This window comes from Brevibacillus centrosporus (assembly GCF_046622605.1).
GTDB classification, from domain to species: domain Bacteria; phylum Bacillota; class Bacilli; order Brevibacillales; family Brevibacillaceae; genus Brevibacillus; species Brevibacillus centrosporus.
In genome coordinates this window covers 1,235,478-1,247,418 of record NZ_CP176856.1, presented here as the reverse complement: position 1 = coordinate 1,247,418, position 11,941 = coordinate 1,235,478, and the positions used below count along the sequence as shown (strand labels likewise).

General features: G+C 51.1%; 15 protein-coding genes. 2 read left to right on the top strand and 13 right to left on the bottom strand.

Annotated features, from left to right (window positions below):
- Positions 1-16: 16 nt before the first annotated feature.
- Positions 17-397: a DoxX family protein gene (locus ACLIN2_RS06695; RefSeq protein WP_411503587.1), complete on the bottom strand. Its 381-nt coding sequence runs from the start codon at positions 395-397 to the stop codon at positions 17-19.
- Between the two features lie 80 nt (positions 398-477).
- Positions 478-1,284 carry an aspartate dehydrogenase gene (gene nadX / locus ACLIN2_RS06690; protein WP_092266375.1) on the bottom strand — a complete coding sequence of 269 codons (807 nt, stop codon included), beginning with the start codon at positions 1,282-1,284 and terminating at the stop codon, positions 478-480.
- A gap of 116 nt (positions 1,285-1,400) precedes the next feature.
- Here nadX and ACLIN2_RS06685 point away from each other — a divergent pair, with 116 nt between their 5' ends.
- Positions 1,401-1,736 (top strand): 2Fe-2S iron-sulfur cluster-binding protein, encoded by a 336-nt coding sequence (locus tag ACLIN2_RS06685; protein ID WP_092266376.1) that lies wholly within the window; start codon positions 1,401-1,403, stop codon positions 1,734-1,736.
- A 167-nt stretch (positions 1,737-1,903) separates the two neighbouring features.
- Here ACLIN2_RS06685 and ACLIN2_RS06680 read toward each other — a convergent pair whose 3' ends face one another.
- The 10 genes from ACLIN2_RS06680 to ACLIN2_RS06635 form a co-directional block, all read right to left on the bottom strand.
- Positions 1,904-2,203, bottom strand: a complete 300-nt coding sequence (locus tag ACLIN2_RS06680) for a hypothetical protein (protein ID WP_092266377.1) — start codon at positions 2,201-2,203, stop codon at positions 1,904-1,906.
- Positions 2,204-2,253: 50 nt separating this feature from the next.
- Positions 2,254-2,541 carry a 2Fe-2S iron-sulfur cluster-binding protein gene (locus ACLIN2_RS06675; RefSeq protein ID WP_310230516.1) on the bottom strand — a complete coding sequence of 96 codons (288 nt, stop codon included), beginning with the start codon at positions 2,539-2,541 and terminating at the stop codon, positions 2,254-2,256.
- A gap of 45 nt (positions 2,542-2,586) precedes the next feature.
- Complete coding sequence (locus ACLIN2_RS06670; RefSeq protein WP_122924149.1) at positions 2,587-3,264, bottom strand: GntR family transcriptional regulator; 678 nt, start codon at positions 3,262-3,264, stop codon at positions 2,587-2,589.
- Between the two features lie 87 nt (positions 3,265-3,351).
- Positions 3,352-3,882, bottom strand: a complete 531-nt coding sequence (locus ACLIN2_RS06665) for a chromate transporter (protein WP_092266380.1) — start codon at positions 3,880-3,882, stop codon at positions 3,352-3,354.
- Positions 3,879-4,469, bottom strand: a complete 591-nt coding sequence (locus ACLIN2_RS06660; RefSeq protein WP_092266381.1) for a chromate transporter — start codon at positions 4,467-4,469, stop codon at positions 3,879-3,881. Before ACLIN2_RS06660 ends, ACLIN2_RS06665 begins: the two co-directional genes overlap by 4 nt.
- Before the next feature lie 52 nt (positions 4,470-4,521).
- On the bottom strand, positions 4,522-4,995 hold the full coding sequence (locus ACLIN2_RS06655; RefSeq protein WP_122959820.1) for a GlcG/HbpS family heme-binding protein: 474 nt from the start codon (positions 4,993-4,995) through the stop codon (positions 4,522-4,524).
- Between the two features lie 30 nt (positions 4,996-5,025).
- Complete coding sequence (locus ACLIN2_RS06650; RefSeq protein ID WP_411503586.1) at positions 5,026-6,492, bottom strand: aldehyde dehydrogenase family protein; 1,467 nt, start codon at positions 6,490-6,492, stop codon at positions 5,026-5,028.
- Positions 6,493-6,589: 97 nt separating this feature from the next.
- A complete protein-coding gene (locus ACLIN2_RS06645) occupies positions 6,590-7,300 on the bottom strand; it encodes a TenA family transcriptional regulator (protein WP_411503585.1) in 711 nt (236 codons plus the stop codon).
- A gap of 114 nt (positions 7,301-7,414) precedes the next feature.
- The gene (locus tag ACLIN2_RS06640) at positions 7,415-8,833 is read right to left on the bottom strand and encodes a hypothetical protein (protein WP_411503584.1); all 1,419 of its coding nucleotides are present in this window, start codon (positions 8,831-8,833) and stop codon (positions 7,415-7,417) included.
- Positions 8,811-9,557 (bottom strand): creatininase family protein, encoded by a 747-nt coding sequence (locus ACLIN2_RS06635; protein ID WP_310230521.1) that lies wholly within the window; start codon positions 9,555-9,557, stop codon positions 8,811-8,813. The genes ACLIN2_RS06640 and ACLIN2_RS06635 overlap by 23 nt, the downstream gene beginning before the upstream one ends.
- A gap of 143 nt (positions 9,558-9,700) precedes the next feature.
- On the opposite strand from ACLIN2_RS06635, the gene yyaC reads away from it, so the two are divergent.
- The gene (gene yyaC / locus ACLIN2_RS06630; protein WP_411504516.1) at positions 9,701-10,342 is read left to right on the top strand and encodes a spore protease YyaC; all 642 of its coding nucleotides are present in this window, start codon (positions 9,701-9,703) and stop codon (positions 10,340-10,342) included.
- Here the strand turns inward: yyaC and ACLIN2_RS06625 are convergent.
- Positions 10,284-11,738 carry a hypothetical protein gene (locus ACLIN2_RS06625; RefSeq protein WP_411503583.1) on the bottom strand — a complete coding sequence of 485 codons (1,455 nt, stop codon included), beginning with the start codon at positions 11,736-11,738 and terminating at the stop codon, positions 10,284-10,286. The genes yyaC and ACLIN2_RS06625 overlap by 59 nt on opposite strands.
- Between the last annotated feature and the right edge of the window lie 203 nt (positions 11,739-11,941).

The window sequence follows — 11,941 nt, the reverse complement described above, 5'->3', positions numbered from 1 at the left end:
CCAGGAAAAGCGCATCTCACATGCGTTCAACCCGGTCTCTTTTCTGTTTTTTCAGCCCTACACATACTGTGACCGCGAGCAGGATGAGATTGAATTCGTAGCCGTTCTGCCCGCCACTCCCCAGAAAACCATGCTTCCACTTCACCGTCGCGATTGCACCCGCCATGATGACCGCCAGCCCCCAGGCCGCAACTCGTATTCCTACTCCCAGGATCAGTGCCAGACCCCCGATGATCTCGATAGCCATCACCGGATACGCTAGCCAAGTCGGCAATCCGAGGTCGCCGAACGAAGACATGACCACAGCCATTCCTTTCTGCAGCTTGGAGACGCCATGCACCAGAAAAATGATGCCTGTCACGATTCGCAGCGCTACAAACGCCTTTTCTTCCGCCATCCTATCCCCCTCCTCCCCACTACCATATGCCAGGAGAAGGACAAACATTTCAAATGGCTGCGCGTGCGAAACCGTTGCCTCTACACGCCAATGACGAAGTGAGACGCCCGATCACGCAGCGTTTTCAAGACGCTCATGGCGACAATATACCCGGTTTTCGGATTGCGCGCGGACGGTGTATTTTGAATTTGCAGCTTGATTTGCCCGAACTTTCCTCTGGCTTCAATCTCATGCGTGTTGTGTGTGATATGCGGGTCGACGAACACCTTTACTTTCGTTTGGTCAAATCCGATTCCAGCCAGACTCAGAGCAGCGGACACGTTTACACTCTCGGGAAACAGCCTTGCCGAATCTCTCGCCACTCCTTCAAACGCGCAGTACGGCTCTGTCAAGTCAGCCAAGGAAACCTGCTGCTCAATCATCGTGCCATACCAGGCTTTCGGAGGCTTGCGTGTAACGAGTGTGACTTCCTCCATCGGCCCCAGGCTACCTGCAGCGATCCGATCCAACCCTCCGATGGCTGCAGACGGGACAATGATCTTGCGTCCGAGTTCCGCCGCTTTTTGCATGAGGCGTGTATGCAGCTCTTCGTCCGCAAAGGCACCTACGCTGACGATAATCAGATCGGCTCCATGCTCCAGAACCTTTTCCCCATACAGCTTTACCGCTTGATGCCCCGCACTCTCCACGACAAGAGCAAAATCGTTTTCAAAAAAGTCCGACTCGTTCTCCGTCATCAACGCCGCAATGTCCTCTGTCACCTGATACTTGGATCGATCGCGGACCAGAATGGACGTGACCTGTATCTCTCCCTCTTGGCCCTGCCTGATTGCTTGTACGACATCTTCCCCGATGGTTCCGTAGCCAATAACCCCAATCTTGATCATAAGTCCTCCTGTAAACATGTGATTTCCCTCTATCATAGCAAAAACATCGTATTTGGTATACCATAAACCAAATCTCTGTGATATACTTGTTTTATAACAACGAGGGAGGGAATCTTGTGCCATCTATTACTTTTCATACGTCAGGAAAGACCATCGAAGTGGATAAAGACGCAAATCTTCTCAGGACTTCCATTCGGTACGAAGGAGCCGTTCCATTCAAATGCGGTGGCGGACTATGCGGTACCTGTCGCGTACAGATCGTAGATGGACAGGAAAACCTCAGCAAGGTCATGAAAAAAGAAATCGACCGCCTCGGAAATGACAAGATCGGGCAAGGCTTCCGGCTGGCGTGCCAAACCTTCGTAACGGGAGATGTGACCGTTTCCTGGGGGGAAGAAGACGTAGAGCGTCTCAACAAAATCGCCCAAAGACGCATCAACGCCGCTCAATAACAAAAACAGGCAGAATACTCTGCCATTTACGAAAAAACATGCATTCGCAGGGAGCGTGAGAAACGTTTCCGGGATGCATTTTTTCGTTTCCTACCCGCCTCCCCGCCTCCGTACAAAGAAAAAAGGAACCGGCTCCTTCGCCCGCTCCTCGTTTTTCCACGATCCGCTTAATGGACCTTCACAATCTTGCTGTCGTCGTCCAAATCCAGCTCGTAAATCTCTTTTTCGATTTCTGTCGTTGTCTCAAATTTCGGGAACACCTTGATCGGAATGCTGTTGTCCGGGAACACTTCCGAAACACCTTGAATCACAATTCTTGTAATCGGGTTTTTAATTTTGCAGATGGAGAACGTCGTCTTTTTCTTGCCGAAGAAATAGTATTCGTATGCAGAGACTACTTCCAGATCCGGATTTTCGGTAACTGTCTTGTACCGTTCGGTTGTGGATACCATAATATATTCGCTCATCTTCAAACCCTCCATTTGTAAGAATGTGATAGTAGAAATTTCTGGAGCTCCTACGTTTCCTGACAGATCTCGATGTCTTCGTGAATGTAGAGCTGGCACGCCAATCGATAGCCTTGGCTGATTTTTTCCCCGAGCATCTTGTTTTCCTTCCAGTTTGGCTCAGGAAGACTCTCCCCGCCTGCCAATACCTTGACCGTGCATTTCGTACATTTGCCCATACCACATCCATACTTCAGATGAGGGAATTTTTTAATTCCTGCCAAAACGACCAAGTTGCTGTTCGCACCGATTTCTTGTTCATATACTTGACCGTTTTGATGTAATTTTACGTTTGGCATTGAAACACCTCCATCTGCAGTAAGAATGTGGGACGGCCTGCGCTGCTATTGCTTGTCGAGCGCTTCCAAATACGCTCGTTTGGAATTCTCCAAATGAATTTTGGTTAAGCTCTCAACCAGCTCTGCTTGACCGTTGTATACCGCCATGGCAATCTCCCGATGCTCCTCCATGGCTTTGCGCTGCCTGCCCGGAAGCTCATAGCCCACATGCACAAACGCTCGGATATAATCGGACAGACCATCCAGCATTTGCGTCAGTCTTGGGCTTTGAGCCGCCCGGAAAATGACGTCGTTGATATCGAAGTGGAAATTTTTATATTCCTGGTTCACTTCCGGCTTGGAAAACTCAGCGTCGATCTCATCGATAATACGCTTGAGCTCCTCACGAGCCTCTGGCGTTGCTTTTTGGGCTGCCATTTTCATCGCCAAGCTTTCCAGGGAGCCAAGAATTGTGAAAATTTCTACGACTTCTTCCGGAGATAGCTGGGAGACGACAACTCCTTTGCGCGGCAAGGTTTTCACGAAGCCTTGGGATTCCAGTCGGAACAGTGCTTCACGGATCGGGGTGCGGCTGACATTTAGCTGATCCGCCAGCTCTCTTTCAATAATTCGTTCCCCTGATTTATAGACGCCTTGAACGATAGCCTGCTTGATATAATCGTATACTTTGTCCCGAATCGGGCTTAAATCCTCATCTTTCCAAATTACTGGCGTGTCTGGCATCTGGTATACCTCCGAGAGTTGTTTTCCTTAGTTTAATCGATATGATTATCGATATACAACAACCCTTTCAAAGACACAGCCATTGCCCTATTGCAAAAATACGCCTCCGTAAACTAGCGCGCCCGCTACTACGATCCCTGGATGGATTTTCAGCTTTTCCAGTGTGAGGAGGCTGATTGCAGTCAGTGCTGCTGTCTGCCAGATTCCAGTGGCCTCATAAGCGCTCGCGAAGAACTGAAAGGCCAGAATTCCTAGCAAAACGGCTACAATCGGTCGCACGATTTGCGTCATCGCCGATACCTGAGGCGAGTTCTTGAAAAGATGCAGAAATTTATACAGAATGACCATCGCAATCGCAGTCGGGGCAATCGTTGCGATCAGCGCGACAATCGCTCCGGGGATTCCCGCCACCTGATAGCCGATATAGCCAGCCAGCTTGGTGGCAATCGGACTTGGAAGGGCATTGCCTAAAGCAAGCACATCCCCGAATTGTTCCAATGTCATCCAGCCGTAATGATCGACGACTTCAGCCTGCAGCAGCGGGATAATCGGCGGCCCACCGCCATAGCCCAATATGTTCGGGATGAAAAAGGCCCAAAATACGTGTAGCAGGATCATGCTGATATACCCCTATCTGGCGAATCAGCCTGTTTTTTCTTCTGTTTTCTGACCAGATAGGTCGATTCGGTGAAGGCGTATGCAAGTGCGATCCCGATGAGCAGGCCAGGATTTACATTCAACAGTGCCAGCGCTACGAGAGACACGATCGTCCAGGCTATTGTCTTGCTCTTCACCCAGCTCTTCCACGATTTCAGAAAAAACTCGTACGCCATGACCGCCATCATGACTCCGATCACAGGCTGCACACCATGCGTCATGCCTCCAACGATGCCTGAGTCCTTCAGCTTGTAAATGAGTCCCAGGAGCAGAATCATCGCGACGAGCACCGGTATCACCATCGCCACGATCGCTACCGCAGCGCCTGCCGCACCCTTTACCTTATAGCCGATATACCCTGCCATTTTCGTAGCAATCGGTCCCGGCAGAGCATTTCCCATCGCCAAAACGTCCGTGAATTCTTCGTCCGTCATCCAGCCGTATTTCTGGACGGCCTCGGCGTGAACGAGGGGGATCATCGTAGGACCTCCACCGTAGCCCAGGATGCCGATTCGGAAAAATCCGAGGAACAGATTCCAGAGCACCATCGCCCCTCTTCACCTACCTTTTCATGGATGGCATGATCGGGCTGCCTATATCCTACTTCTTGATGTCTGCTTGCGTCATCACTTCGTACTCAGCCCCCAAATACTCCTGCAGGGCTCTCAATGCTGCCGTGCCTACCGCCGTATCCTGCTCCCCATTTCCTCCGCTGACGCCGACTCCACCGATGACGGCTCCGTTCACGACGATTGGGAAGCCTCCTACGAAAATGGCAAATTTACCTGGCAGCATCACGTGGATGCCGAATGCTTCCCCTGTAGTCGTCGCGGGTCCGCCCGGTTGGTTGAACAGATGGGTGGAGCGTTTGTGACCGCTCGCGGTAAACGCTTTGGCAATGGCAATTTCCGGTCCTGTGATGCGTCCTCCGTTCATTCGCTCCAGCGCGATCACGTACCCGCCATCGTCCACGATGCAGATCGACTCGAGAGCGTTGACCTCTTCTGCCGCCTTTTTTGCCGCTTCAATCATCACTTTTGCTTCGTCTAGTTCCAGCTTCATAACCGATTTCATCGTTGGCATTGCCTCCTATTCTCTCATCTCTTACATGCCGTGATAGACACTCTTGATCTGCGTATAGAATTCCAACGCTCCCCTGCCGGATTCACGGTAGGTAGCCGTGCTGGACATTTTGACGCCGCCAAAAGGTACATGTGGTGCATTACCGGTAGTCGGACGATTGACTTTGACGACACCGGACTGGATGTTGTTCACAAAATGCTGAATCCTCGCTGAATCCTGCGTGCAAATCGCCGCCGACAAGCCGTATTCGACGTCGTTTGCCACCTTCATTGCCTCTTCAAACGAGCCGACACGGATGACGGAAATGACAGGTCCGAATATTTCTTCCTGCGCGATTCGCATAGAAGGAGTCACATTCGTGAAAATCGCGGGTCGGACAAAATAGCCCTCCTCATATTCACCGCCTGTCAGCTGCTCTCCACCGTATGCGAGAGAAGCTCCTTCTTCTTTGCCGATTTCGACATAGGCGAGCACGTTTTTCAGCTGGCTGGCATTGGCTAGCGGGCCAATCTCCACGCCCGACCTGCTTCCGTTTCCAATATTCAGCTTCTTCGTTTTTACGATCAGCGCCTGGACGAAACGGTCATGCACGGATTCCATCACGATGACACGACTGGTGCCTGTGCAAGCCTGGCCTGTCAGCTCGAAGCCGCCCTTGATCGCAAGCTCGGCTGCCTGCTCCGGATCCGCATCCTCCATGACCAGCAGAGGGTTTTTCCCTCCGAGCTCGAGCTGTACGCGCGTGGACAAACGCACGGAGCGTTGAATCACTTCACCAGCACCGGTCGAGCCTGTGAAAGTAACCGCTTTGACTGCTGGATGCGTGACGAGCGCATTTCCTGTTTGAGAAGCAGAGCCGGTGATGAAATTGATCACACCTGCCGGAAGTCCAGCTTCATGCAGTGCCTGGACAAGTCGCAGGGCTATGAGCGGCGTATCCGAAGCCGGCTTGAAAACTACCGTGTTCCCAGTTACCAGCGCAGGGGCGATTTTCCGAACCGGAATGGAGATCGGGAAGTTCCACGGAGTGATGACAGTGACGACGCCAAGCGGCTCCTTTTTCGTGTAGATGGAGATCGTCGGGTCCTCGGAAGGGAGCGTTTCCCCGGCAATATTCAATCCTTCGAATGCGTAATAGCGCAGGGTTTGAGCGGATCGCTTCACTTCCATTTTGCTGCTCGCGAGTGTCTTCCCCTCTTCTCTGGTCAACTCCTCCGCGTACTGATCCAGCTTGGCTTCCAGCAAATCTGCTGCCTTGTACAAGATCTCTGCACGTTTCGTAGGGGACACGCTGCGCCAGGTTTGAAAAGCTCGCTCGGCTGCTTCCATCGCCTGATTCACATCTGCTTCGACCGAAGCTTGGAACCGTCCGACGACATCGCTTTCCTTTGCCGGATTTTTGCTCTCAAAGGTGGCGTTGCTAAGTGAGTCTACCCATTCGCCGTTGATCAGGTTTTTAAAGGTTTGTACGGTCGTTTCAATCGCCATGTCGTTCCCCTTTCGTTCCTATCATTGGGGTCTTATTTAGAAAGATACCCGAGAAGATAGTCGTTCTCGGGTATGTTTGAATGCTATGGAAGACAGACTATTCTAAACAAAATTCACGAGAGATAGCCGCAATGTACATTCTGCGCATTTTGGTGGCTTCCTGCACGATCTCGATGCAGCGTTGTTGATCTTCTGGCGTTCTTGCATATTCCAGAACGATTTGATAGCCGCGCTCGCCGTGGATCTCATCGGAGACGATGTGCAGATCGAAGAATTCCACTTCTTCGTCTGTAAAGCCGTATTTCTCGCGGAGAACCGGAGTTTGTCTGCGGTAAATCGCAGGTACTTGAGATTCGAGACCAACGACCAGAGCAGCTGTCGCGAACAGGAAGTTTTCTTTGAACGCCATGCGGTAGCACCAGGATTGCAGACCAATCGTTTCAGGAAGCAGATGCTCCATCGATTCTACACGCTCGCGAGTCGTTCCGCAGGCTTCCCCAAAGCGGATCAAGAGGTCGGTGTGGCGATCTCCCCCGAGCTCTTCCTCCCACATGTTTTGGAGCAGGAAGTCTCTTGCGTCCTCATGCGGGCAGTTCGCGTAAATGTAAGCGAGGTATTCAGCGAATGGGCCAACGTAAGCGTAGTGCTGTTCTACCCAAGCGGCAAAGTGCTCCTTCTTCAATTCTCCGTTTGCCCACATCGTCGTGAAAGGTGCTTTCGCAACCGCATTCCCTTCAATCGCTTGCTCCAGTGCATAACGGAACTCTTCTTTGTTCATCAAAGCTGGTTTTGTCATTGTTTCTGCCATCTAAAAGCACTCCTCTCAATTTGGAAAAAAGTAGGGTGAGCAGATTCAGTTGTATTTTGTATATTGTATACCAAACTTCTTATGAACCAATTATTGCGTACCTGGGCTCGTCTGTCAACACACTTTTTTCAGAATAATTAGTAAGAACATCGACATGACCAGGTAAGCCAGTGTAAAAGGCGCATTCCAGTTGGAAATTCGTATGGAGCTCTGCTTGGTGAGATTGGCCATCATCCCTGCCGTGGCATTGTACGGCCCCATCAGAAAGGCAGTAGCGGCTCCTGTCAGCATCGCAATCGCTGTCAGTTCCGGGGAGATGCCCAAAGCGTGAGGATTGAGCGACTCCGCCGTCAGCGCCAAACCTACAGCTGGATGCAGCCCGACAAAGGCAAGCCCGAGTGGAATCAGCGGAATCAGCAGCAGAAACAGATCCGCTCCCACCAGATTCTCTCCTGCCATGATCCAGCCATTGAGGACATGCCCTGCCCCAGAGGTCTGGATCGCGGAAATCATGAAGCCCGCGCTCAGGAACACAATGAACTGCTCCTTCATTTTCATCAGCTGCGCAGGGAGCAGCGTTTTGCTTCTCTGCAAAAACAACCCGCCTGTACCGATCATAACCGACCACAGAAGAGCAAACGGAATGACGGCTACCGATACCAGCAATAAAAAGCTGTAGGACGTATACCTCTCGAGCAAAGCAATCAGACCCGTAAAGATGAGAATTGCCAGCAGAATATGAACGGGATGGCTTGGCTTACCTGCCTGCTGCTTTTGCTCCTCCACCACTTGCCGTGCTGCCGCCATTTCACGGATCACTACGGAATCCAGCTGCTTCCTTCTTCGTTTGGCGATCCATTGTCCCATGAGCCCATCCAAGAGCAGACCGAATAGACTGAACGGAATCATGATGGGTAAAATCGCGCTCCAGCGCACGCCTGTCATCTCCACAATGATCCCTACGATCGGAGCGACCGGCGTCCAAACGATTGGCATGCTGTACCCATGGGTGATCGCCCGGCTGATGAAGCGTTCCTTTTGTTCGATAGGAAATAATTCCAGGGATGGTCGAATGGTTTGATACACCATGGGCAAGGTCGCGATATTCATAAAGGAACTTAAAATATACGAGAGACTGGCGGTCATCGAATACAGCAAGCCAGACCGCTTGATCGTCCGCTGGATCATCTGCTGAATCCTGTTGGCGTAGTTCCCGAGCTCAATCGGCAGCGCAATAAAGGGAATCAGGGCAAAGAGACTCAAGATGTTCAGCATGTTGCCAAAGCCCGTGACAAACTGTGTCCACGCAGCACCACTTGCCAGCAGCAGGCTCCCTCCAATCAGCAGGAACAAGGCACTGAGCCCCTGTACAAAGCGCGGCACAAAGGGAAACACCATCAAGATAATGAGAATGCTCAGTACGGAAATGACCCCATGCAGGAACGGTGAGGGATAGAAGGCGGACAGCAAATAAGCAGCAATGGCAGAAAGAAAAACGTACGGCCTTCCTTTAGATAAGTTCTTTGACAGCATGAGCCAGTCTCTCCAGAGCGGTCTCCACGATTTCCTGCCCGATTTCATAGCTTGCCTTTGTCGCGTCCCCTATGCATCCGTTGCGCGTCATTTCTTCATAATAGTAGAAGCCTTGCAGTGGATTTCCCGGACGCAGCTTCTTCCATCTGCCTTCCTGATAGTCTGCCGCCTCTAGCCGATCCTGCCGGACGATATGAGGGGCTAGATACAGGGCTTCGGATACCTCGCGATCACAGCTGTGGCCATACAGCTTGGATTCCAGACGCCGATCCATGACATCCTTGGCAGATGCCGTCGTCTTGGCATAGTAGATGCGGACATCTAGCTCCCGGGTCAGCGTCTCCGTAGCCACTCCGAGTGTCGCCTGGTTTCCTCCATGGGCGTTCAAGATCAGAAACTGCTTTATGCCATGCTGTTTTAACGATTTGATCATATCGCGCAAAATTGCAATCACCGTTGTCGGCTCCAGAGAGATCGTCCCAGGAAAATGAAGATGATGGGGTGACACCCCCATATTGATCGTCGGGGTCAGGATGGCTTCCGGATACAGCTTCTCCACCAGTCGTTTTCCCATCTCTTCAGCCAAAACGGCATCGCAGCTTTCCGCCATATGTGGCCCGTGCTGTTCATGTGCGCCCAGAGGAATCACCGCTATTTTCACGGTACGCAGCGCTTCTTTCACTTCTGGCCATGTCATTTGTGTTAACAGAAATGCCTTAGTCATCCTCATTCACACATCCTCTCCATAATGGTATATTGTATACCGTATCTATTTATAAAAATGACAAACACTTTTAACTTTTTCTGTATTTCTTGATTCCATCGCCATGGTTTACAATTAAGTAAGGAAGAAAGCAGGTGAATTGCATGCTGCATTATTGCCACTACCTAGATAAAAAATCAGTGGCTTCTTTATCTGACGCCTTAATTCAACATTACGTAAACAATCCCGGGTATACCGAGATTGTGATCGTCTGCATTGGTACCAATCGCTATTCCGGTGATTCCTTAGGACCGATGGTTGGCAGTCAGCTTCTCCAACAGCTGAAGGGACAGCGGCACGTTCATATTTACGGAACGCTGGACAATCCCGTGCACGCCCTCAATATGCAAAAGACGCTTTCCCACATCTCCCAGAAGCATATGCGTGCATACGTGATCGCCGTCGATGCCTGCCTCGGGCAATTTTACAAAATCGGTACGCTCCAGGTCGTGGAAGAGCCTTTGCAGCCAGGAGTCAGTCTCGATAAGCAGCTGCCTCCCATCGGCCATATTCATCTCAAAGGAATCATTAACAACTACGGACCGCTAAATCACAAAGTGCTGGAGCACACGAGCCTCACCTTTGTGCAGGAAATGTCCGGAGTCGTTACCCGGATCCTGGCAAGAGCCGTCCAAGAAATCCTACCCAAGCTTGCTTCTGAGCCGCCTCTGGACGACAGCCCTGCGGCTACCAGAGAAAGAGAGCCGCGATTGTGGCAATCGATAATCCCAAGACGACAGGGATAAAGTTTTTCCGTGCCAGTTCAATGACGGATACTCCGGCAAAGCCGGCTACTGCAACCAGGGAAGACCATGCGATCAAGGTTCCGCCTCCGGACCAGACCGAGCCCATTTGCCCGATCGCGGCCAGCGTCGAAGGATCGATGCCCACAGTCGGGCCCAGCGCACCAGAGAGCGAGCCTGTCAACGGCAGTCCGGAGAATCCCGATCCTTCCAATCCCGCGATGATCCCGATAATCAGGATGCCAAATGAAGTCAGGAACCCGTTTGCCGGAATCGCGTATTGGACGGACATGACCAAATCATACAAAATCGCGGGGGCAGGAACCGACTCACCTAGCGAGAGAATGCTCTTCGAAAAATCTGCATTTCCCAGGAAGAAAAATCCTGCGATTGGAATCACTGGTCCCATGGCTCTAAAGGCAAAAACGAAGCCTTCCGTCAGATGGTCACTGATCTTATCCAATGCAGCAATCTTCGAAAACACCGTACAGGACAGAATCAACAGGATCACAGCTACCCCACCGATGAAAGCTGCCCCGTCTCCCCCTTCGAAGCCCCCCATGTTCGATCCAAATTTACTCGCTGCCATCACAATCATGACACCCAGCATGGACAGAGGAACCAGAACCGCGAAAATCTTCGACCATTTCAGAATATTTGGCGGGAGAGTTTCTACTGCCGCAGCTGCCTGCGCAAATTCTTGCGTTTCCTCCGCTGATCGAAACTCTACGACTTGGTTTTGAACGAGGGGTGCGTCAGCCCTGCGGATAGCCTTGCGGTGCATGAGGTAAGCGACGGCAATGGACACGCCGCCTGTAATTAGCGACAGTACCATCGCTTTGTCTGCGACCATTCCTGTTTCTACTCCTGCTCCTTTTGCGCTTAGCATCGGAGCTACTTGCATGATGTAGTCGGAGGATAGCGCCATCCCTTGCCCCGCCAGTGCGACTGCCATCGCAGCAGCCATCGGTGGGAGACCGACACGAATCGCTGCAGGAAAAAGCAATGCGCCGATAAGCGGCACAGCAGGAGTGGGCCAGAAAAACAAGGAGATCACATACGTAACGATAGCAAGCACAAAAAACGCCACATGTCCGTTGATCATCAGCTTCTGGATCGGGCGAATCATTCTGCGGTCTGCTCCAATATCCCGCAGCGACGCCAATAACGCAACCATGAAGGTAATGATCAAAAAGATTGTAAACAGTTCTTTTGCTGCCGTAAGATTGGCGTTGTACACGGCTTGGAAGCCACTGATCACATCCCCTTTGAAAATCCAGCCAACCAAAAACGTACCGATTAAAGATGGAATGACAACACCGCGCCGGAACAACATAACAATAATGACAGCGACTGTAACAATTGCATACACAACATGTGACATAGTGATCATCTGCATCCCCCCTGCACCATTAGATTAGGTCTGTCCAAAAAAATTGTAGCACAATATGCGCACGAAAAATAGGTATTTGGCTTATTGTATACAATTATTTTCTGAAAATATGGTTTATTTGGGATTTCTCAGGTTTTCTCAAGGTTTTATGTAGAAAATCCTTCCAGGAGGGATGCTGGTTTTGTCGTTCTAGGGCTGGTTTTACGAGT